Raw genomic sequence first — 23,579 nt, forward strand, 5'->3', positions numbered from 1 at the left:
TGTAAATAAATACACATATTTTTATTTAAAAATTTTATGGTATTTTAACATACTCAACAGATACCATTTGAAATGTTTAGAAAATAATTTTCTATTATCGTGAGCAGCTAAGTGTATAGCTTCTATTTGAGGGAAATATATAATTCTGAATCCCTTATCATTTGCTCTCTTACAGATATCTGCATCTTCAAAATACATAAAATATTCTTCATCAAATCCTTTCAACTCGTAATAGCAATCAAATTTAAATAGTAAAAAAGAGCCTGCTGCCCACTCTATTGGTATCGGTTTTTTGATATGTTTTTTATCATAGAAGTCATTTCTTTTAAATCCTAGCAGTGATTTTAATGTGCTAAATAATGAGTGATAATGTCGTATAGAGTAGTCATATTCCTTTTTAGTTATATCTTTATATAAATTAATAGCTGAAATATCAGCATTAAAATGGTCTGCTAAGATCAATAGTTTACTAATAGCGACCTCATCAATGATAAGATCGGGGTTTAGGACTAAAAAGTAATCATCACTGTTCATTTTTAGTTGGGAGGAGGCATATATAAATATATCGTTATTATTGGTACCAAACCCTTTATATTGATGGTTAGTAATTAAATGTATGTTATTTTCTTGGCAGTGTTTAATTAGTTTTTTACTTGGTATAGTATTTGATTTTAGTATGACATTATATTTTTTGGCTAGGTTTTTTAGTGTACCATGTTCACAAATTAATGTGTCGTGATTATGATTAACTACTGAAATGAATAGAGCCATCAATTGCATCTCTCTTTTGAAAGATAACCAGTAGGCGCATCAAGTAAAATTCTTCTGATACAACCGACATCAAAATTATGGCAGCATACATCGAGTTGAGATAACAGATCTTCCATTTCTGTCCATGAAAGTTTGTCTTCAGACGCGGTCATAATTTTTTGATGACTGGTGCCTTCGACATTTTCCCCAATCAATAGCTCTTCATATAATTTCTCACCGGGACGTAATCCCGTGAAACGGATTTCAATGTCCCCTTCATCTACTTTTCCGTCGTAATATTCTTTCATTCCCATTAAGTGAATCATCCGTTTTGCGAGATCTAATATTTTTACCGGATCTCCCATATCTAATACGAAGACTTGCCCATTATATCCCATGGCACTTGCCTGAATAACCAGTTGTGCAGCTTCAGGAATGAGCATGAAATAGCGAATGATGTCTGGGTGTGTCACCGTCACAGGTCCGCCTTGACGAATTTGTTTTTTAAACAGAGGGACGACAGAGCCTGAAGAGCCCAATACATTACCAAACCGGACCATGGTAAATGTTGTGTCTGTCTCTTTATCGGCAAGTGCTTGTAACACAAGCTCTGCCATCCGTTTACTTGCTCCCATAATATTGGTCGGTCGAACAGCTTTGTCGGTCGATATCAGCGTGAAGTTTTTTGCACCAGCCTCAATTGCTGCATTGGCACAGGATAACGTGCCAAAGACATTGTTACGAATACCCTCGACAATATTATCTTCAACAATAGGAACATGCTTATAAGCTGCTGCATGGTAAACGGTTTCTACATCGTGAGCCTGCATAAGCTTCAGTACACGATTTTCTCTCTGTACTGAACCAAGCGCAGCAATAATCGTCGTCTGTAAGTTCTTTCTTGTTTTGACAGATTGGAGTTCTTGATCGATCTTGTACAGATTGTATTCATTGAGTTCAAATAAGATCAATGTTGTTGGGTTTTGTGACAAAATCTGACGGCATAGTTCAGATCCAATCGAACCCCCTGCACCGGTCACCATTACACTTTTACCTGTGATATTTTTTGACAATAAAGTGGGGTCAGGGTCAACGGGGGCGCGACCAAGCAGATCGAATAGATCCAGATCTCTGACGTCAGTTGCCCTTGCTTTACCGGTTGCAATATCTTCTACGCTGGGGACCGATTGTACTTCTATTGGCCAATGAGAGAGTTTTTCAAGCAACCGCAGTCGCTCTCCTTTGCTGATGTTATTGATAGCAAGTAACAGTTTTACCGGTTGGTAGAGCGATTTCAACCGTTCGAATTCATCACTATGATGGACTCGGATACCAAACATAATTTGTCCGGCTTTGAGCGGGTCATCATCCAGCAAGATAACCGGATGGTATTCATCCCCCTGTATAAGAGCATAAGCTAAATCTCTCCCTGTTGCGCCTGCTCCGTATATAAAGACATTTGGTTTATGCCGTTTATAAGCGTAATAATAGATTGTCCGAATCAGAATCCGTGGGCCTCCCAACGTCAATATGGCCAAACCAGCATAGATAAATGGGACGCTTCTGGGGATAAATGCCTGAAAGAAGAAACCACTGAGTGCCAGCGCCAGAGATGAGAGGAAAACAGCTAAGAATATATGTCCGATCGCCGGGAGCATCATATAACGAAGCACTGCACGATACATGCCAAACCGAACAAACGTCATAAGGGTGACGACAAGGGTTACTAACACACAGAAGCCTTCCCTGACCCCCAAAATGAAGTGAAAACCATCAAGGCGAAGAACCATTGCAAACAATAGTGAAGAGAGGACAGCAAAGATATCATAACAGATGCTAATCAGGCGCTTATTGCGACGTCTGGTTCGGAGAAGTGATTGAATCGGAGTAAACATTGCTTTATGCCCAATTGATCTCACAGAGATATGAAAGGTTGATGTCTTATTTATCGGTTATATATTTTTGTTCTTGAGCACCGACGGCTTAGTTTAAGGCTTACACTTCATCAGGATCAATTGTAAACTTCGGATTATTGAAAGTAATTGATGCTTCGGTTGTTTTTTGAGCATTCGAATTTTGTGGGAAAAGAGTGAAAATTTTAGTTACGGGGAGTTCCGGCTTTGTCGGAGGACGAGTCACACAGATGGCCCGCGATCAAGGTTGGGATGTTTTGACGCATGGCAGAAGTGCAGCAGATCATGCCCGGCAACCATCGATTGTTTGTGCATTAGAACCGGATACCGATTGGACTCCGGTTCTTGATGGTGTTGATTGTGTCGTGCACTGTGCTGCCAGAGTGCATCAAATGAATGAATCTTTGGCTGAAGCGCAACATGCTTATCAAGATGTGAATGTGCTTGGTACGCTAAATTTAGCGCGCCAAGCTGCAAAAGCAGGTGTGAAGCGATTTATTTTTGTCAGTTCAATTAAGGTCAACGGTGAATGGTCAAAAGCAGGGCAACCTTTTTTGCCGGCATTGGATACACAACCAGAAGACCCTTACGGAGTGAGTAAATATCAGGCAGAAGTCGGGCTATGGCAGCTTGCTGGTGAAACCGGACTGGAAGTGGTGGTAATCCGCCCGCCATTGGTTTACGGGCCGGGAGTTAAAGCGAATTTTTTGTCGATGATGAACTGGGTTTATCGGGCTCTCCCGCTACCATTCGGGGCGATTCCGGCAAAAAGAAGTCTGGTTTATCTCGATAATCTGGCTGATCTCATCATCACGTGTTGTACCCATCCGGTTGCATCGGGGAGCACGTTTCTTGTTTCCGATGATCATGATATCTCAATTTCCCAGCTCTTACGCCTTTTAGCGACGGTCATGAATGTACCGTCTCGTCTGATACCAATCCCTCCCCGGCTACTATTATGGGGACTATCATTGCTGGGGAAGCGAGCGGTTGGTCAACGGTTATGTTATCCTCTGCAGCTTGATATTCGTGCAACAAAAGAGAAGTTGGGGTGGACTCCGCCAGTCTCTCTGGAGGCGGGGCTCAGACAAACGGTTCGGGCATATCAACAGCAGAAAGAGCAACAATGATTAGATTACTGGATTTTGTTTTTGCATTACTGGGGCTTATGATTTTGTGGCCGGTGATGTTATGCGTTTGTATTTTGGGATATTTTGATACAAAGAGCCCTATTTTTACCCAGACTCGGGTTGGCCGTTATCAAAAGCCATTTACCTTGATTAAGTTCAGGACGATGCCACCCAATACTCAGTCTGTTGCGACACATCTGGTTGGTGCGACTTCTGTGACAAAATTGGGCGCATTTTTAAGAAAAACCAAAATTGACGAGTTACCGCAACTTATCAATGTACTGAAAGGGGAGATGAGTTTAGTCGGTCCGAGACCGTGTTTGTTTAATCAGACACAGTTGATAGAAGCAAGAGAACAACGCGATGTTTTTAGCGTCCTCCCCGGCATTACCGGATTAGCTCAGGTAAATGAAGTTGACATGTCTACGCCTGAGCTGCTTGCTGAATTGGACCAGAAAATGATTCAGACCATGAATATTCGGAACTATTTCCTATACATCATCCAGACGGCTTTGGGTAAAGGAAGCGGGGATAGGGTCTGAGGATCTATCCGTTGGAGTGGGGGAGCCGCTTCCCGTGATAACACGCTTCAACGACAATGTCCTGCCATTACAATGACTGATAATACTGGGTCAGTACATCGATAAAGTGAGCTTTCTGCTCACAAGGCAGGGCATTGATGCCGGCAGCTGCTTTTCGCCCGCCACCTGTCGAAAATCGACTACACACCTCATCGGCCCCGGTACGATTGTTTAAAGGTGCCCGGACACTGACAGTATAATCCTGCTGATTTTCATTGAGTGTTAACACCGCGTGAGCCTGCCGGGGGGATTGGTTGGCGAGTTCATTACCGAACACGCCACTGATTCGTCTCGCCCAAGCTGTACTGGGGAGTTCAAATATTCGACATGATGGATTTTCAGTCAACGGCTTGATTCGCATTACTTGCGCGTAGTCATTCGCGTAGCCTTGCTGCAAGAGATAATAGGGGGATTCTGAATCTTCCCGCAGCATAAATGGATCGGGATAACGGAGCAGCTGATGAAACAGTTCTGCTGGTGGAATATGAAGATCATCAAGGGTTGCACCATAGCCATTGTAGTTGATCAAGGTGCCGAGTTCACAAAGAAATTCGCTATCTTCCTGCGATAATCCTGCATGGTTTGCGAGCGATTGAGCCCGTTGATGAAGATTGTCGCCAAAAGCCCCTGTAATTGCCCAGTGAATAAATTCGCCTTTGAGTTTTTGATTAATCAGCAGGCTGGTACAAGTTTCTGCATCTAAATTGATTAGCGTTTCCAGATGTTCCGAATTTGGAATCTCTCCGCTCTGGTGATGGTCACAGTAGAAAACAGGAATGCGTTGCGTGAGGAGGCGTTGTAATGGCTCAATGTTTTTCATCATTGAGATATCAAGCACGGTGACCGATGTTGCATCACCCAGTTTGACGACTTGATCCAATAGTTTGATGTCTCTCTTCACCCCAGTGATCAGCCGGTTCGCTTTTGGTGTACTCAGACGCAATTGCAGTAACGCAATAATACCATCAGCATCACCATTGAATACGTCATAGTGCATCCCGTTTTCCCCCTCTGCTACAGTATATTAACTACATGATACTTATCCCGTTTATAACGAGATAAGTATCATAATGCATTGTGTTTATTCTGTAATTGATTTTGTGAACCAAGGTGAGCGAGCATCGGTCATGTTGTAAAGCTCGTACTGCCGATTGAGTTTTTGTCCCCCGTCCCGCATCAGTGGTAACCAAGAAATATTAGCACGATTGATACTTGGCTTAATTGTCATCAGGTCGAGCGGAATCGAAATATAAACGCCTTTGGTAAAGCTCCCTTCTCCATATTCTGACGCTGATAGGTTGGTTTTCGCGGCAAATACGCCAGCAATGACACCACTATCAAACTGTTTTGAGAAATCAACCGTGACCCCTTTATCTTCGGTGAGGTACTGACCCGCGCTGATCTTGAGTAAGGTATTATTGAAGAGCGACCAAAATTTCGGTTGCCAGTAAAGTGTCGCGTGGCCGGTAAACGTCCCCGTTTGAACACGATAGTAACGAGCGGTTTGTGGATCAAAGTGTCTTTCGTCTTTATAAAGACCCAGCACACTATCCGGATCGCGCTGTTTGACATAATTTCCGTCGATACCGAAAGCCCAGTTCTGATTAAGCGGGCGATAGATGATTTCACCACCGGCGCCGGCAAACATCGATTCCAGATAACCGCCATAGGCTTGTCCGTAGATGTTGTCTCCGTAATGATCAAGGTACGTGAGTTGAAGACTGTCCATACGGAAAGTGTGATCATAATATTGGCGTGCCAGCGTTCTGACCCTTTTTAAATCAGTTCCATCAGGCGGTACGGTGTACTTATATTGATCATAGTTATCCGTGATATTGCCGTATAAACTGCTGGAGAGAATGAAATGCTGTCCCATCCGATAGCTACTATTGGCTTTTACCCCAATGGCATAGAGGTAGAAATTCTCAGACCCGCCGAAAGATTGTTGCAAAGACGGGGTAAGACCAAACTGCCAGTTTTTGGTACTTTGTGCCTTCAATTCCCCGGAGATAACAGAGGGTTCACCCGTTGTTTTGGCATCATCAAAATCAGCCCCGGGATAATCATTCTTGGCGACGCGCTCAAATGCATAAGTGTTGATTTGTGTTTCTGTGAGAGGCTGCCCATTCGCCGTCTCAACTATTTTATAGGTATCGGCATCGAGACCAGTGTTGGCGAGCAGTAATGCAGCACGTTCTTCAGCCTCTTTTTTATGGCGATATTTTTGCTGAGTTCCGGTGAGTGTCACGGTCTTGCTCTTTTGATCTTGCCGGAATGATACTTGTTGGTAGCCTGCAATTTTTTGCACATCAGCGACGAGTTGTTGCCATTGTTCTTCTGACAGCGTGCTTTTCTTCGGTTGCGGATGGTAATCCGGACGGGGTTCATCAATCCAGACTGGTCTCAGGGTGGCAAGGTTGGTATTGAGTGAGATACCGGCGGTGAACGTGTTACCCCGTTCATAGCTCAGCCTTAAATGCGCCCAATCCGTGAGTGAATACACCAGACCGACGTTCCACGGTGTCGACACATGCATGGGTTTCTTGCCCTGAGTGACGGGGAAATCACTCTGATAGTCATTCCCGTCATATTCCAGTTTTAAGACCAGTGGTTTGAACGGGGTCTGATACTCGACCCCACCATAGACTGAAGTACATCCGGTAAACATATTTCCAAGAGAAATACTGCCAGTGGAGCCCTGATAGCCGGTGCTTCTGCCGCAGTCGGAAGAGGTCTGGTGATCACCGGAGAGGTTTCCCCGGTTACCGATATAACCCCAACCAATACCAAGGGTAAAATCGAGTGGGCCAAACTGTTTGTTGGCTGCGATAAACTCGCCGTCAAATAGTCCTGTACCGCCAACATCTCGAAATCCAACAGCAATCTGAGGAAGCCAAAAATCTTCCTCGACAAGGCTCAGTTTTACATCGGCTGATTTGTCGGTATATTTTGTATCACCACTAAAGGATGCATCGTTGCTATAAAGCAAATCATGGATCTGGGTGTAGCGGATAGTCGTTTCCAGCCAAGGGAATAACTGTAGAGACAAAGAGTAGTATATATAGTCATCATTGTTGGTGGCATTCAGTTCAAGCGCTCCTTCGGGCATCATTCTGCCACTCGGCATCTGAATTAATCCCACACCGCCGAAATCGGATTGGGAGTGGGTTAGTGATGGTGGGCTAAACTCGTCTGAATAGGCGTTTAGCGAATTCAGGCCAAAGACAATCGTCGCTATCGTCATGGATGCATAGGTTGGCCAGTTTAAAGAACCGGATAAATGTTTCATCATGGCAATCTGTTTCTTAGTAGCTCGACAACAAGGTCGTTAGGATTTTGAAGGCGATCATTTGGATAAATGACAGGGAGTTCTTCTACCGGAAGAGGGACATAAATAATCGCCCCCGGGGAGATTTCTGAAAAAGAGTAGTTCCAGTATCCCGTCTGGTGTTGTTCGACCTTACCATCGGGTTGGATCACCGTGACTTTCGAAATGGTGTTATCAAATAGCCCGGCTGTTTGCGCATAGCTTCCCGCATCCAGACGAGGCTGCCACATTTGTTTTCCCGGTTTTGTAACGCCACCTAAAACCAGCACATCTTTAGGCGTGTATTTTAGCGTCATGAGCCAGTTACCGGTCAGTTTAGGATTCAGTGGCAGACTGAGGCGGGTTGCATCTGGATCAATCGTTTGAAAAATGCGCTTCGCATAGTGTAGTGATTCGAGTGAGTTTCTGAGCTGTGACCAATAGAACCAAGAACCATGATATCGTTTACTGGCAATAGCTTGCTGCTTTGCGATAACGCCGAAGACTTGTTGTTTTAACTTTAATTCGACATTGATATCATATATGCCGGATGTGAACCAGTCGATCTTACGCCAGTCTGCGTCCGTTTTATTCAGCGCCTGTAATACAACCTCATCGAGCCGAGGGCGATGATTGTAGGTGAGATGGCGTTGTGGTGATGATTCAAAATGAATCTCTACATCAGTCGATGATGCAGCAAATGAAACGGATCCCACGCCAGTGCTGATGCATAAGGTTAAATAAACGATGACTTTCCATGACTTCATCCGCGATTGTCTCCCACATAACGCTTGCCGAGAGAAAGGGTTAGTCTTTCTGACCCCGGAAAAATGTACTGCTCACTTGCAATCACTTCACCCGATTGGGGACGGAGCCAATAGTGATTTTGATATTGTTGTTTTATCTGTGGAATCTCGACCTGTTCAATAACATGAAGCAGGGCTTGAGTTCCATTGGGCAAGTGCTTGTTTTCTATCTCTTGTAGCGTAAATGTAGATAGCGCCTGATAACGGGTGTGATATCCAGGAGACCAAGTTATTTTGTATTTCCAAGAATGAGGTGTTGTGTCTTTCTGGAGCCCCAGTACCAGTGGATCAATATTTGCTGACTCAAGGTGAATGAGGTTGCCCTCTTTTAAATTGACGGTTTTAATCACCCGACCTGCTTGTGTCACCAACATTTCTCGGTTCGCTGACAGCCACTTTAAATTGGCCGGATGCTCTGGTGAATTGGTTGGTTCGGCCCATGTGAGTATCATCAGGGCTAATGGGTTTTCTCCCATCCTGACATATAAGCTTGCGTAAGGCAGTTCCTCAACTTTGTCTGGTGAAATGGCATGATTATCCGATCCCCAGAAAGCTGACTGAATCGTCTCAGACAAGTCCCGAGCATTTTGGGAGCATCCGCCAATTAAGATCAATGGTATGAAAAATAAGTAACAGTAATGGGAAAAACGAAAAAATTTTGTCATAGAGGCATAATTAAACGAAATAAACAACAACCGCCCAAGACGGCTGTTGTTTTTATTACATTAACAAACAATCAATAACTACTGTTACTGAGCTGAAGTCACTGTTGTTGTTGTGTCATTAGACGCACTAACCGCAACAGCTGTCGCTGCAACGATCGCTGCAGTTGCTGCTGCAACAGTTGCGCTTATTCCACCAACGGCTGCACCAGTCGCTGCTGCAACACTACCAGCGGCACCTGCACCAGCGCCAGCACCAGCGGCACCTGCGCCTGCAGCACCGGCTCCGCCAGTTCCCCCTGCGCTACCGGAAACAACTCCGGCAGCCGGGCCAGCATATGCAATACCACTGAAAGCAAACATTGCCAGTAAAGTAATTGCAGTTTTTTTCATATTTATCTCCTAGGAAATAACGTTAACATCGATGTTGCTCACAAAATAAACAAGAGCTTATTAAACATAATACATTTTTGAAGGTTATGTAAACATGCTGTGTGAAATTATCGACTTATATGAAGTTGTTATAAAAAATTCATAATTTGTTCTTGAGAGATTTAACAATGCATCTGGTTGTATTATACCGTATTTAAATAAACTTGATTGCAAGTCTCGTTATCCACTTATCTGATTGTTTTATAATATTTTCCAGTAAGTGCATATATTTATGCGCATTGATGGCGTTGGGATTTCAAATTGAATTTTATTTTCGAATCAAAATAAATTCAGGCGAATTTTTAGGTGTTTTTATTTTTTATTTATATTATTGTAATTATAACTACATAAAAAACATACATTTTATGTGGTTTATGTGGTGTGAAAGGAAGGTGGATTTTATATACAAATCGTATCATTCATCATTTGCCAAATTGAACTTTCTCTACTAATACTATGAAATACAGGTAAAAAATATCTGGTCTTTTCCAGATGGTTCATGGTTTTTTATTTATATGATTACCTATTTTTATTGTGCCTAATCGATGGAGATCTCAGATATGTATGGTGGCATATCGAGATTTTTAAACTATTATTTTCCTGAAAATTTTTTAATGTTTATTTCGTTAAAATAAATTACAGAACTAGCGTACAGCATATTTTTACGGACTTGATACAGACAACGTGTTTTGATCACAAGGATGAGCTCTTAGCATGCTTTCTGGGAAGCTGACCCAAGGGCGGTAGCGTGCTTGAATGAACTCTTTTTCTTCTAATTAGCGTCAGTTTATTGTGGTGTGAGTACAATCTTGGCTAATAGTATAATTCTAAGATGCTTTTCATTTTATCTTATTGGTTTTCCGTTGCTTTTTTCTTTGAAAATTGAAGCAGCGCCTTGGTTATCCATGGATGATGCCTATCTTAAATCTGATCTACAGATGCTGGCGGATGCTGGTCTTATTTCTGTACCTATCAATTCCTATCCTATACGTTGGTCTCGCCTTGATACCGATCTGCAACTGATGCAGATGGTTCAACTCCCCCCGTCGCTTGAGCAAGCCTATCAACATCTCAGTTACGCCTTAAGCCAAGATTCTATAGGAAATGGCCACAAGCATGTCTCTTTGGGGTATGCTCACGCACCTCGGGATGACAGGAGTTTTGCTGCACCGCTAACGACACACTGGCAGGTTAAATCGAGTTATGAGCTCGTGGAGAGTAAATATGCTTTTCGTGTCGCGGCTAACTATCAACGTTCACCAGATAAATTCGGTCGAGAAGATACCGACTATGGGTTGGATGATAGTTATATTGCTACTAACTGGGGAAATCTGAGTGCAACTTTTGGCAGCCTGCAACATTGGTGGGGACCCACTTCGATTTACAATCTGGCTTGGGGATATACACGTCGTTCTGTGCCCGGTTTTAATTTCTCTTATGATGCCTATGGCTGGCCGATACTTGGTAGCTGGCATGCTGAAACTTTCTGGGGATTTAATGAAACGCCAAACCGGAATGAGAAACAGTGGTCGAATCGATTTGAATTCAGCCCTTTCAACCGACTAAACATTGGTTTGGTTTATCAGAAGTGGTTTGATAAACCCGACTGGGATGGATATTTGACGGGCTCAGTTCAGCCTCAGGACGGTGAACAGGAGCAATATAGTATCGATATCCGTCTGAGTTTACCTGTCTTGAATGTGGGAACCGTCTTGACTCAGAGTCTTTATGCGCAAGGAGCCAGTTTAGTCAATGACCGCTCACTGGGGTCTCTGATCATTGGCTGGCAAAGCCAGTTTGATCTTGGCGGGCAGTCGCTGCGTTGGGTTGCAGAGGTGAAACAGTTAACCGGTGAGGCAAAGCAACAGTGGCGAAGCATGCTGTCTGATCGTATGACAATGGTTGGGCAACATAACTATCAGTCAATCAATGGTATGGATAGTGGTGAAGCAAAATCATTAAAACTACTTTGGATCACGCCTGATAGCTGGGAATGGACATTGCAAGGGCAGAGTTATCAACGGACTGATGATGAAACCCTGAAAAAATTAACGGCCTATGTACGTCTGCCATTGGCAAATAGCCGTCTGACATTGGGCTCTGATTTCATGCCTGATACAAAAAATAATCAAACCGATAAATGGAATTACTGGGTTAACTGGGATTTTCGTTTTTAATCGATTCACTATCAATTGTTTGGACATTGGATGAACTTGATGAGATATATTCTATTCAGATTAGTCATAGTTTTTTTGGTTTTCTTTAGTAGTTTTTCTTCTTGGTCTGCCAATTTTACCACATCACAACTCGCCCAGTTTAAGCAGTTATCACCAGCGCAACAGCAGGCATTGGCTCGGCAATATGGTGTTGACCTGTCAACTTTAATGAGCTCGGGTAAGGCTGAAGACACATCTCAGCCAGTTCAGACGATCCAGCCGAGAAGTGTTGATAAAAAACAAAAAACAGAGGATGACACTCAAAGAGTTACGACAGAGCGGGGCAATGAATCTGAACAATTAGTTGATTTTGGTTATGATTTATTCTCAGGCCAGCCTTCAAGTTATACCCCTGTTGATGACTTACCTGTCCCGAATAATTATCTGATTGCCGCTGGTGACGAAATTAATGTGCAACTGTTCGGTAGCCAGAATAGTAGTTATAGCCTGAGTGTTTCACGGGATGGTTCTATTCAATTTCCCGAATTGGGACCGATTCATGTGGCTGGTCAGACTTTTAGTGAGTTGAAAGCCAATCTGACTGAACGGATCAAAAAACAAATACTGGGCGTTGATGTTGCTATTTCACTCGGCTCATTACGAACCATGCAAGTTTATGTTTCGGGAGATGTTTATCAGCCTGGCGCCTATAACATTCCGAGTTTGGCGACTGTGACTCAGGCGCTGATTGCTGCGGGAGGATTCAGTAAAAGTGGTTCGTTACGAAATATCACCGTTCGTCGAGAGAATAAAGTAATAGCCCGGTTGGACCTATATAATTTGCTTTTGGAAGGCAATAATCTGAATGATATTCGTCTACAGTCGGGGGATACGGTATTTGTTGCCGCCAAAGGGCCTTCCGTCAGTATTCAGGGAGAAATTCGTCGCCCTGCTGTTTATGAAATTAAATCGGGAACCACGATCGAGCAGCTTGTGAAGCTTGCCGGAGGGAGTAGAGCCAGCGCTTATTTACCCCAAATTCAGGTTAAGCGCTACCAGAATAATGGAATTCATATTCATACACTTGATCTAACTAAAGATAAGTTATTCACCCTGCAAGATGGTGACGATATTACGGTTAATCCAGTTAGTGATGCATTAAAAAATGCAGTGATTGTCAGAGGTGCAGCGATTCGGCAGGGGGCGTATGCCTATTCTCAGGGAATGAGAGTTTCGGATTTATTCTCCTCAGCGGATGATTTGGCACCGAATGCGGATCTTGATTATGCGATCATTGTGCGTGAAACGGGATATAAACATAACATCAAAGTCTTACAATTTAGTTTGAATCATGCCATCAATATTATGAATTCAGCGGATGATCTTGTATTGCAACCTAATGATCAACTATTTGTTTTTGCTAGCGATATTTCCATGAATGAATGGAAGAGGGAGTCCGTACAACGACAGTCGGCAACATCCGGTGATTTATTTACTCATGCTGAAAAACAGGAGACGCTGAAGCACCCTAAAAAGCGGGATGAAGTAACCGGAATTGAGCTGGTTGATAGTGAAAAGCCTAAGTTAGCTATCCAGGATAACGACAAGAGCCAGCAGGAAATGCAACACAGTGATCCTGCGTCGCGTGCGAGATTATTAGAGCCCCTGATTACCCGGCTACAATTACAAGCAGTCAATGGCGAGAGAGCGAAAGTCTATGAAATCAGTGGCGCTGTTCGTTATCCGGGCGTATATCCGTTGGTTCAAGGTGGAAGCCTAAAAGATGCAATTGCTGCAGCTGGTGGACTGCTGGAGTCGGCAGCGAAAGATGAGGCTGAGTTGTCCCGGGTTGTCCCGATGCCCGGCACGATTACGATTCATCACCAGCAGTTTGATTTACTGAAATCGCTGACCAATCCCAATGATAACTTTTTGCTTGAATCAAAAGATAGGATTGTGATTCAACGTAAAACGAACTGGAAGACAAACAATATTGTGGAGATTCAGGGAGAAGTGATGCATCCCGGAAGTTACACGATTAGCCAGGGCGAAACAATTCAAGATTTAGTGAAGCGTGCAGGGGGACTTTCTCAGTTTGCCTATCCACAGGGTGCTGTCTTTAGCCGCGAGGTTCTCCGTTTACAAGAAGAGCAGCGGATGAAAATGGTCACCAATAATCTCCGCCAGGAGATCGCTTCACTGACACTCCGACGTCAAAGTAGTGCTGCAACATATACCTCATCTCCGACAGAAGCGATGAAAGTTGTCGATGATCTGTTAGATATTCCAGCTGTTGGCCGTTTAGTAATTGACTTGCCTAATATTCTTTTAGGTAACGCCCAAGATGATGTCATGCTTGAAGATGGCGACAAGCTTTATATTCCGCCACGAAGAAATACTATTTCGGTTCTTGGTCAGGTACAAATCGCCAGTAATTTCACGTTTAAACCCGGTCTGTCAGTTGAGAAATACATTAACTTAGCCGGTGGGGAGAAAAAACAGGCGGATACCGACCGTGTTTATGTGATTCGGGCTAATGGTGCAGTAATGTTACCGAATCAATCACACTGGTTTGTTCGTTCTGAAAAATCTTTAGAGCCTGGAGATACGATTGTTGTTCCGATTGATACTGATTATCTGGACGGCCTGAGTACGTTTAGCACTGCAACACAAATGATGTATCAGATTGGTGTTGCATGGAATGCCATTAAGTAATTGATTTTTCTGGTAATAAATATGAATTTTGAGTCAAAGGAAAAAGACATTTGATAATCATAAGGGCAATGAAGATTTATGACCGAACATAATAAAAGTCAACAAACTATAGATGTGCCAGAGCAAACTATAGATGTGCCAGAGGAAGTTAGGTCTGCGAGAGCACATTATAAAAAAATAGATGACGAAGAGATCGATTTGAGCGTTTTGTTTGCTGTGTTGTGGCATGCCAAATGGTTCATTATTGCCTGTACCTTATTTTTCGCAATCGTTGGAGGCATTTACGCTTTCCTGAAGCCGGATATTTATCGAGCTGATGTTCTGCTCACGCCAACGACAGCTGATACACAGTCTCAGCTCGAGTCTGTTGCGAGTCGATTGGGAGGTTTGGCATCGCTAGCCGGTATTAATGTTAGTAATGGTTATTCAGGAGTACAAAAAGCGTTGTATGCTATACAGGTGCTTCAATCTCGAAAATTTATCGGAAACTTTATTCTGAAACATGATTTATTAGTTCCTTTAATGGCTGCAGAAGGATGGGATAAAGAAAATGAAGAGCTAATATATAACTCCGATATATACGATGTAGATAGTAGTCAATGGGTGAGTAAAGAAGGAAGACTCATCAAGCCGAAATTACTTGTCGCCATCCATTATTTTAAGCGAGAAATATTACAGATTGATATTGATACTGAGGCGAAAATGATCACAATTAGTGTTGATTTTTATTCTCCGTATATATCTCAGAAGTGGGTAAATTGGTTAGTAGAAGATTTGAATCATGAGATTCGCCTTCAGGATATGACCGATGCTCAGAATAGTATCAATTACTTAAATCAGCAGGTTCTTCAGACAAGTTTGGCTGATACTCGTTCAATGTTATATCAGCTGATTGAGCAACAAACAAAGAAATTAATGTTAACCAAAGTCCACCAAGAATATGTTCTTAAAACTGTAGATCCGGCAGTAGTTGCTACTGGTCCAGTTAAACCAAGACGATTACTAATTATAGCAATTGCATGTGTACTGGGTGGATTTATTGCCGTATTAATTGTTTTCGTTAGACAGTTAATTATTAACAATAAAATAAATGAGAATTCACAGCAGTAATATGGGTTATACCACGGTTAGTTAATATGATTATGTAAGATATTTGTTTTTCAGAATGATATATTATTGGAGTGATTTATGAAGGCTGTGATTTTAGCCGGTGGATTAGGTACTCGGCTAAGTGAAGAAACAGTAATCAAACCGAAACCAATGGTTGAAATTGGTGGTAAACCTATTCTTTGGCATATCATGAAAATATATTCTTTTTATGGTGTAAATGAATTTATTATTTGCTGCGGTTATAAAGGATATGTGATTAAAGAATATTTTGCGAATTACTTTATGCATATGTCGGATATCACATTCGATATGGCAAAAAATCATATGCATGTCCATCATAAACGGGCTGATCCTTGGAAAGTTACATTAGTGGACACCGGTGAGGAGTCGATGACTGGAGGAAGATTAAAACGTGTCCAAGAGTATATTAAGGACGAGTCTGAATTTTTCTTTACCTATGGTGATGGTGTTGCCGATGTCAATATTGCCAAGACATTAGATTTTCATCGTTCTCACGGTAAGCTTGCGACACTGACAGCCACTTATCCTCCTGGTCGTTTTGGTGTTCTCACAATAGAGCAAAATGCAGTACGTTCTTTTCAGGAAAAACCGAAAGGGGACGGGGCCATGATTAATGGCGGTTTTTTTGTCCTCTCCCCTAAAGTCATTGACTTGATTGATGACGATCAGACCACTTGGGAACAAAACCCATTGAATCAGCTGGCTGCGGATGGGGAATTAATGGCCTATCGCCATGACGGTTTCTGGCAACCTATGGATACGCTGCGTGACAAAATGAAACTTGAGGAATTATGGGAGACTCGCCAAGCTCCATGGAAGCTGTGGGAGTAGTGATATGGCAAATCCATTATTCTGGAAAGGAAAGAAAGTATTTATAACGGGTCATACCGGTTTCAAAGGGAGCTGGTTGACATCATGGCTGGCTTTGATGGGAGCGCAAATCAAAGGCTTTTCTCTTGAAGCACCGACGACACCCAGTCTATTCCATGTTGCAAAGCTTGACGCGTTGTGTTCAGAACACCAGATTGGTGATATCCGTAATTACCAGCAACTCTGTCAGGCCATCAAAACCTTTCGTCCTGATATTGTGATTCATATGGCTGCTCAGCCGTTGGTACGATATTCCTATGAAAATCCCATTGAAACATATCAAAGTAATGTGATGGGGACGGTTCATCTACTGGATGCGATTCGACAAATTGATTCTGTCCGTGCGGTTGTATGTGTAACTAGTGATAAATGTTATGAGAACCGTGAATGGGTGTGGGGGTATCGTGAAGTTGACCCCATGGGCGGATATGACCCATATTCTAATAGTAAGGGATGCTCCGAGTTAGTTATCAACGCATACCGTAATTCTTATTTTAATCCTGATAATTATGCCAGACATGGTGTTGCAATTGCCTCAGCCAGAGCTGGTAATGTCATCGGTGGCGGAGACTGGGCATCAGATCGGTTAATCCCTGATGTGTTAAAGGCATTTGAACAACAACAAGAAGTTGAGATTCGTAACCCAAATGCGATCCGGCCTTGGCAGCATGTCCTTGAACCTTTATCCGGATATTTGGTATTAGCGAAAAAATTATATGAGCAAGGAGCTGACTATAGCGGCGGCTGGAATTTTGGCCCTTATAGTGCCGATGTCCGTACCGTTCAATATATTGTTGATAAACTCGCTCAGTTCTGGGGGAATGGCGCATCATGGAGAGTTACAAAAGGCGAGCATCCTCATGAAGCTCATTACTTAAAATTAGATTGTTCTAAAGCAGCTCAACTGCTTGATTGGCATCCCCGTTGGAATTTATCAAAAAGTTTAAAAGGTATTGTGAATTGGCACCATGCATGGCTAGGTGGTGAAAATATGCAAGATTATGGTTTGAATGAAATTAAAAATTATATCGAGAGCAGAGATTAAGCATGACTGAGCAAGAACTACGAACTCAAATCGCAGAATTAGTGAGCCAATATGCTGAACAAAAATATCAACATAAGGCTTTTAATCCGGGTGCAGATGTTATCCCACCTTCTGGTAAAGTTCTTGGTAAAGAAGAGCTTCAATATATGGTTGAAGCATCCTTAGATGGCTGGTTGACAACGGGGCGGTTTAATCGAGCTTTTGAGAAAAAATTAGGCGAATCCTTTGGTGGGGGGCATGTATTGACAACGACGTCAGGCTCTTCTGCGAATTTATTGGCAATGACAGCCCTGACATCACCAAAGCTAAAGGATCGTGCTCTCAAACCAGGGGATGAAGTGATTACTGTGGCTGCAGGATTCCCAACAACTGTAAATCCCATTATTCAGAATGGATTAATTCCTGTCTTTGTTGACGTAGATATACCAACTTATAATGTGGATGCGCGGTTAATTGAAGCTGCTGTGACAGAAAAAACTAAAGCAATTATGATTGCTCACACCTTAGGGAATCCATTTAATCTAGCCGAAATTAAGCAAATTACTGACAAGTATAATTTGTGGCTTGTCGAAGATTGTTGTGATGCATTGGGAACCCTTTATGATGGTAAGCATGTCGGCACTTTTGGTGATATAGCAACGGTCAGTTTTTACCCAGCTCATCATATTACTATGGGAGAAGGTGGAGCAATTTTCACTCAGTCAGGTAAGTTGAGACGAATAATCGAATCATTTAGAGATTGGGGCAGAGATTGTTACTGTGATCCTGGATGCGATAATACATGTGGACAACGCTTTTGCCAGCAATTGGGGGCACTACCCTACGGTTATGATCATAAGTACACATATTCGCACTTAGGTTACAATCTTAAAATTACAGATATGCAAGCTGCTTGTGGATTAGCCCAACTTGATAAACTGCCGGAATTTGTTCGAAAACGAAAAGAAAATTTTATTTATTTAAAGGAAAAATTACAGAGTTGTGCTGATTTTATTGAATTGCCAGAGTCCACCAATAATTCAGAGCCATCTTGGTTTGGATTCCCAATTACATTGAAAGAAAGCTCGAAGGTAAGTCGTGTTGAATTGATCCAATTCTTAGATGAAGCGAAGATTGGTACGCGACTATTATTTGCTGGAAACTTAACTCGGCAGCCTTATTTTTCTAATGTCAAATACCGAGTTGTTGGAGAACTAACCAACACTGACCGAATTATGAATCAAACATTCTGGATTGGTTTGTATCCTGGACTAGATATAATTCATTTTGACTATATTGTGCATAAATTTGAAGAGTTTTTCGGGCTGAGCTATTCATAATCATATGAGAATTATAATCCTAGGGGTAAATGGCTACTTGGGGAGAAATCTATCCAAGTATTTATCACGAAAAAACAATTCTATAGTTGGGTTGGTTAGACATCCGTTTTCTAGTGAATATTGCCAAGTTGTCGATATAAACCATCCTGAGTGGAAACAATCTATTTTAAATTTTAATCCAGAGTTAATTATTAATACAGTGACATGCTATGGAAGAAATGGAGAGTCAATCAATGAAATTTTAGAGGCAAATGTTACGTTCCCTATAAAAATTATTGATAGCATACTTGAAGAAAATAAAAATTTTAGAATTATTAATTGTGGGAGTAGTTTGCCCAAAAATATTAACTTATATTCTCTAACAAAACATCATCTTGACGAAATTTTTATTCATTATTCACACCTGCATAATATTGATTATATTAATCTGAATCTGGAAGGGTTTTATGGGGTTCAGTGTCATAATTCGTTTGTTAATAATATTTTTCAACTCTGTGTTCGTGGTGATGAAATTAAATTAACACCCGGAGAGCAATATAGAGATTACATTCATATAGAAGATGTGTTAACAGCTATTGAAACGGTGATAAAAAACATTTATCCACTTAGTGGGTATAATAAAGTAGATATAGGTACAGGAAGTTCTATACAAATAAAAGAACTAGTAGATAAAATATGTAATTTAACAGGTTATAATAAAAAACCATTATATGGTGTTTTGAAATATAGAGATAACGAGTTAATGAAGAGTTGTGCTGATATTAGTGTATTGTCTAGTCTAGGGTGGAAAGCATCACACAATATAGATAGTGGGTTATCTGATCTATACTTGAATGAGTTTAGTGATTGTTTTGAAGGATAAGATATTTTTATCTATATTTAATTCTGGTTGGCTTATTCTGGATAAAATAATCAGATTAATGATTGGTATTCTTGTTAATATATATTTAGCAAGAACAATGGGTGCTGAATATTATGGTGAAGTTAGCTATGCTATTGCTTTTGTTGCTTTCTTTGATGCAGTCAACCTTCTTGGACTAAATCAAATTGTCGTCAGAGAACTCAGTCAGTCCCAAAACAATAAAAAATTTATATTAGATGTAACAATATCCCTGAGACTCATTTCTGCATTTTTAAGTTTTTTTCTGAGTGTTTTTTTTGCATTTGCTCTTGGAAAAAATCTCTTAGCAATTGTTATAGTATCTTGTGGTTTAATATTTTCATTAGGTAATGTTTGTGATTTATTTTTTCAAAGTGAGATTAAAAGCAAATATACAGTAATTGCTAAAATAATTGCTTATGTTTTTTCTGCTTTTTTCAAGGTTTTTATTATATGGTATGGTGGTTCAGTATCTTTTTACTTAATTGCTGTCCCTCTAGAAATGATGACGATAAGCTTTATTTTAATCTATCTTCTCTATCGTAAATATAAATTAGTATTTACAATAAATTTTCCCAAATTTAAAAATGATAGTTATTATCTAGAAATATTAAGAGAATCTCTTCCTTTAATGATGTCCAATCTTGCTGTTGTAACATTTATGCGTTCAGGGGTCATGGCTGTTGAATATTTTTTGGGTAGTCGAGCTGTTGGATTATACTCTGTAGGTGCCAATCTTGCTGAGATGATATTTTTTGTACCAGGTATTATCGTTACAAGTTTCTCACCTATTTTGGCTAATTTATCTAAGAATAATAAAGAACGGTATTTTTTATTGTATCAACGACTGATGTTTGTTTTCTGGTGGGGGAGTTTTATTAGTATATTATTCTATGGTAGTTTATTGTATTATTTGATTCCTTTTTTATATGGTGCTGATTTTTCTTTAAGTAAGTATATATTTATTGTCCATCTATTATCCTTTTTACCCGTGTGTATGGGATGCTGCCAGACTATTTGGGTTATCAATGAGAAGAAACCTAATATTATATTAATTCAAACTATAGTCGGTGCATTGTTGGCTTTGATTTTAAATATCTACTTTGTTCAATCTATGGGAGTTATAGGAGCTCCGATTGCAATATTAATTGCCCAGATTGTTCAATCCTTTATTGTTAACTATTTTTTCTGTAAAGATTTATTTGTATTTACTTTCCGTTCTCTTCTGTGGAGATGATATGTTAAGCATTTGTATTCCTACTTTGAACAGACCCTATTATTTATTTAAAGCACTTTATTCTATCTATCACCAAGAAAAAAATATAATACCTTTTGAAATATGTATATCTAACAACTCTTCAGATTCTGATTACACCGAAGTAGAACTATATATACAACAAATTAATGAAATACATAAGAATATAAATTACATTAAACAAGAAGAGCGACTATCTTTAGATGAACATATGCACTTTGTACTCAATATGTCAGAAGGGGAGTATGTCTATCTATTAGGCGATGATGATTACTTCAAAAAAAATGCTTTTACTATTTTAGATAAACTTATTCATGATGATATTGATTTGGCAGTTGTTAATGCAAACTGGATTGATGGTGAAGGTAAATTGATTTCACCAGTACATTCAGAACCTGTAAATATTGAAGGGTTATCTAAATACGAAAAATACTTGCATCTTTATAATAAATGCACGTATGGCGCTCTTCTGGTAAAAAGAACATTATTTTCTGATGAAAATTTTAAAGAATTATATAGTACTTCACATGCGTATAGCTGTTTTTGGATTGAGTTGCTGAATAATGACATACCAAGAAAAATTACATGTCAAAGTGGTAATGTCTGCGTTAATTTGAGAGCAGCCGAAAAAAGTTACAATTTAGTAAATGTTATTTTTAATGATGTCAACCTGTTTTTTATTAAATTAATAAATTGTATTCGATCTGAAGAAGGGAAAAATTCTGTATTAGAAGCATATAGAAAGTATAAGAAAAGGAATGCTAGTATCCAATTTTTATGTTGGTTACAAAAAAGTGGTGTAGATATATCACAGATAAAATATATCAATAATAGTGATAACTCACTTGTTTTTAAAATGAAGAAGTTATTTTCTTATGCTATATTTAAATTACTTGTTCTTACTAAAGTTGTTAATATATAAACGATTATGAAAATTGACTTTATTGTTGTTGGTGCTGCTAAGTCCGGAACGACTTCTTTATTTTATTATTTGAACAATCATCCAGATATTTTTATTCCAGATGTAAAAGAGTGCCGTTTTTTTTCTAAGCTAGATAAAAATTTCAAAGGTCTCGGTGCAGAATATTATAGTAATGAAGGTATTACTGATGATAACGACTACAGGAATCTTTTTGCTGGAAATGAGGATAAAGTCTGTGGTGATATCTCAAATGATTACTTATATTACTCTACTCGTAGTATCGAAAATATAAAGAAATATGTGGGGACACAAGTTAAAATAATTATTATTTTAAGAAACCCTGTCGAAAGAGCATTTTCTAGTTATATGCATCACATTCGTGAAGGGTGGGAAACGCTATCTTTTCGTGAGGCTCTTGATCATGAAGAGCAACGTTTGGCTGATAACTGGGGGTGGACGTATCATTTCAAAAGAGCGGGATTATATAGTCAATCTGTAAAAGAGTATATTGATAACTTTGATAATGTGAAAATATACACTTATGAGGATCTTCGTAATTTAGATTGGTTACTGAATGATATCTGTTCATTTTTGAATGTCGATGAAAATGTTATTAATGTCAGTAGTGTGGAGAAGTTTAACGAATCAGGTAGGCCTCGATCTAAGTTTATTCATGATTTTTCAAATGGTAGAGGAATCTTTGCTAATATAATTAAGCCTATTGTTAAATACTTAATACCTAAATCATTGATAAATAAAGCTAAGAGAAAAATAAGTAATGTTAATTTAATTCGAGAGTCTATAAAATCTGAAGATAAAAATTATCTAATTTATTATTATAAGAATGATATTCATAAGCTCGAGACAATCATTAGAAAGGATTTATCTAACTGGTTAGATAAGTGATTTTTAAGGGAATATATGTGTAAATGTCCAATCGATTCCGACAAAATGAGTTTTATTTTCCAAGAGAAAGTTTTGGAGAAGTACGATGTGAATTATTATAAATGTAGTCATTGCGGAATTATAAAAACAGAGACACCTTATTGGCTTGATGAAGCATACAGTGATGCAATTGCTAACTCTGATATCGGTCTGTTAGACAGAAATAATTATAATTCCAAAATGGTTTTGACAATTTTAAGTATTTTGAATCGTGTTCATGATAGAGTCGTTGATAGTGCTGGGGGATATGGTATTTTAACAAGATTGTTGAGAGATCGAGGTATTCATTGTTACTCTTCAGATAAGTATTGTGAAAATCTGTTCTCAAGTGAATTTTGTGGTGATAATGTCAAGAATATAAAAGTATTATTAGCTTTTGAAGTTATGGAACATTTGTCAAACCCCATAGAATTTTTGAGTGAGAATATAGATAAATACAATCCGGATCTGTTGATATTTTCGACTCAGACTTTTATTGATAACCCTCCTTTAAATTGGTGGTATTACTCATTTCATACAGGACAGCATATCACCTTCTATCAACAGAAATCACTTGCTATACTCGCAAATAAATTTAACTTAAAATACTATATGATTAATGATTCTTACCATATCTTTTCTAGAAATAAAATAAATTCAGTGAAACTATTTTTTATGAAAAATAAAATCTCTAGAAAAATTATTCATGTTTTTTGTGAAAGAATATCTAAGTCAAGAAGCCTCTTACAGAGTGATTATAATAAAATAATATCAAAATAGT

Annotated in this window: 20 protein-coding genes; 13 read left to right on the top strand and 7 right to left on the bottom strand. The window is 39.8% G+C overall.

Going from position 1 to position 23,579, the window contains the following annotated elements:
* Positions 1-21: 21 nt before the first annotated feature.
* Positions 22-771, bottom strand: coding sequence for a glycosyltransferase (locus VR7878_RS11335; protein ID WP_077336207.1), 750 nt, complete (start codon positions 769-771; stop codon positions 22-24).
* Positions 771-2,645 (bottom strand): polysaccharide biosynthesis protein, encoded by a 1,875-nt coding sequence (locus VR7878_RS11340; RefSeq protein WP_077336208.1) that lies wholly within the window; start codon positions 2,643-2,645, stop codon positions 771-773. Before VR7878_RS11340 ends, VR7878_RS11335 begins: the two co-directional genes overlap by 1 nt.
* 194 nt (positions 2,646-2,839) lie before the next feature.
* Here VR7878_RS11340 and VR7878_RS11345 point away from each other — a divergent pair, with 194 nt between their 5' ends.
* Complete coding sequence (locus VR7878_RS11345; protein ID WP_077336209.1) at positions 2,840-3,793, top strand: UDP-glucose 4-epimerase family protein; 954 nt, start codon at positions 2,840-2,842, stop codon at positions 3,791-3,793.
* Positions 3,790-4,335: a sugar transferase gene (locus VR7878_RS11350; RefSeq protein WP_077336210.1), complete on the top strand. Its 546-nt coding sequence runs from the start codon at positions 3,790-3,792 to the stop codon at positions 4,333-4,335. The genes VR7878_RS11345 and VR7878_RS11350 overlap by 4 nt, the downstream gene beginning before the upstream one ends.
* 67 nt (positions 4,336-4,402) lie before the next feature.
* Here VR7878_RS11350 and VR7878_RS11355 read toward each other — a convergent pair whose 3' ends face one another.
* From VR7878_RS11355 to VR7878_RS21090, 5 genes are all read right to left on the bottom strand, one after another.
* The gene (locus tag VR7878_RS11355) at positions 4,403-5,371 is read right to left on the bottom strand and encodes an acetyltransferase (RefSeq protein ID WP_077336211.1); all 969 of its coding nucleotides are present in this window, start codon (positions 5,369-5,371) and stop codon (positions 4,403-4,405) included.
* Between the two features lie 84 nt (positions 5,372-5,455).
* The gene (locus VR7878_RS11360) at positions 5,456-7,618 is read right to left on the bottom strand and encodes a YjbH domain-containing protein (RefSeq protein ID WP_235862876.1); all 2,163 of its coding nucleotides are present in this window, start codon (positions 7,616-7,618) and stop codon (positions 5,456-5,458) included.
* A gap of 44 nt (positions 7,619-7,662) precedes the next feature.
* Positions 7,663-8,448, bottom strand: a complete 786-nt coding sequence (locus VR7878_RS11365; protein WP_077336213.1) for a capsule biosynthesis GfcC family protein — start codon at positions 8,446-8,448, stop codon at positions 7,663-7,665.
* Positions 8,445-9,062, bottom strand: a complete 618-nt coding sequence (locus tag VR7878_RS11370; protein ID WP_235862871.1) for a YjbF family lipoprotein — start codon at positions 9,060-9,062, stop codon at positions 8,445-8,447. The genes VR7878_RS11365 and VR7878_RS11370 overlap by 4 nt, the downstream gene beginning before the upstream one ends.
* A gap of 174 nt (positions 9,063-9,236) precedes the next feature.
* On the bottom strand, positions 9,237-9,542 hold the full coding sequence (locus VR7878_RS21090; RefSeq protein WP_159440455.1) for a hypothetical protein: 306 nt from the start codon (positions 9,540-9,542) through the stop codon (positions 9,237-9,239).
* Between the two features lie 914 nt (positions 9,543-10,456).
* On the opposite strand from VR7878_RS21090, the gene VR7878_RS11380 reads away from it, so the two are divergent.
* The 11 genes from VR7878_RS11380 (at position 10,457) to VR7878_RS11430 (ending at position 23,578) form a co-directional block, all read left to right on the top strand.
* Positions 10,457-11,758, top strand: coding sequence for a capsule assembly Wzi family protein (locus VR7878_RS11380; RefSeq protein ID WP_139344080.1), 1,302 nt, complete (start codon positions 10,457-10,459; stop codon positions 11,756-11,758).
* A gap of 39 nt (positions 11,759-11,797) precedes the next feature.
* The gene (locus VR7878_RS11385; protein WP_159440456.1) at positions 11,798-14,452 is read left to right on the top strand and encodes an SLBB domain-containing protein; all 2,655 of its coding nucleotides are present in this window, start codon (positions 11,798-11,800) and stop codon (positions 14,450-14,452) included.
* A 78-nt stretch (positions 14,453-14,530) separates the two neighbouring features.
* On the top strand, positions 14,531-15,562 hold the full coding sequence (locus VR7878_RS11390) for a Wzz/FepE/Etk N-terminal domain-containing protein (protein ID WP_077336218.1): 1,032 nt from the start codon (positions 14,531-14,533) through the stop codon (positions 15,560-15,562).
* Positions 15,563-15,640: 78 nt separating this feature from the next.
* Entirely contained in the window at positions 15,641-16,414 is a 774-nt protein-coding gene (rfbF, locus tag VR7878_RS11395; protein WP_077336219.1) for a glucose-1-phosphate cytidylyltransferase, read from the top strand.
* A 4-nt stretch (positions 16,415-16,418) separates the two neighbouring features.
* Positions 16,419-17,498: a CDP-glucose 4,6-dehydratase gene (rfbG, locus tag VR7878_RS11400; protein WP_077336220.1), complete on the top strand. Its 1,080-nt coding sequence runs from the start codon at positions 16,419-16,421 to the stop codon at positions 17,496-17,498.
* 2 nt (positions 17,499-17,500) lie between these two features.
* Positions 17,501-18,817 (top strand): lipopolysaccharide biosynthesis protein RfbH, encoded by a 1,317-nt coding sequence (rfbH, locus tag VR7878_RS11405; protein ID WP_077336221.1) that lies wholly within the window; start codon positions 17,501-17,503, stop codon positions 18,815-18,817.
* Positions 18,818-18,821: 4 nt separating this feature from the next.
* The gene (locus tag VR7878_RS11410) at positions 18,822-19,679 is read left to right on the top strand and encodes an NAD-dependent epimerase/dehydratase family protein (RefSeq protein WP_077336222.1); all 858 of its coding nucleotides are present in this window, start codon (positions 18,822-18,824) and stop codon (positions 19,677-19,679) included.
* Complete coding sequence (locus tag VR7878_RS11415; RefSeq protein WP_077336223.1) at positions 19,651-20,934, top strand: flippase; 1,284 nt, start codon at positions 19,651-19,653, stop codon at positions 20,932-20,934. Before VR7878_RS11410 ends, VR7878_RS11415 begins: the two co-directional genes overlap by 29 nt.
* A gap of 1 nt (position 20,935) precedes the next feature.
* A complete protein-coding gene (locus tag VR7878_RS11420; protein ID WP_077336224.1) occupies positions 20,936-21,874 on the top strand; it encodes a glycosyltransferase family 2 protein in 939 nt (312 codons plus the stop codon).
* 6 nt (positions 21,875-21,880) lie between these two features.
* A complete protein-coding gene (locus VR7878_RS11425) occupies positions 21,881-22,780 on the top strand; it encodes a sulfotransferase (protein WP_077336225.1) in 900 nt (299 codons plus the stop codon).
* Positions 22,781-22,867: 87 nt separating this feature from the next.
* Positions 22,868-23,578, top strand: coding sequence for a class I SAM-dependent methyltransferase (locus tag VR7878_RS11430; RefSeq protein WP_159440457.1), 711 nt, complete (start codon positions 22,868-22,870; stop codon positions 23,576-23,578).
* Position 23,579 lies beyond the last annotated feature (1 nt).

The organism is Vibrio ruber DSM 16370 (genome assembly GCF_900163965.1).
Lineage (GTDB): Bacteria > Pseudomonadota > Gammaproteobacteria > Enterobacterales > Vibrionaceae > Vibrio > Vibrio ruber.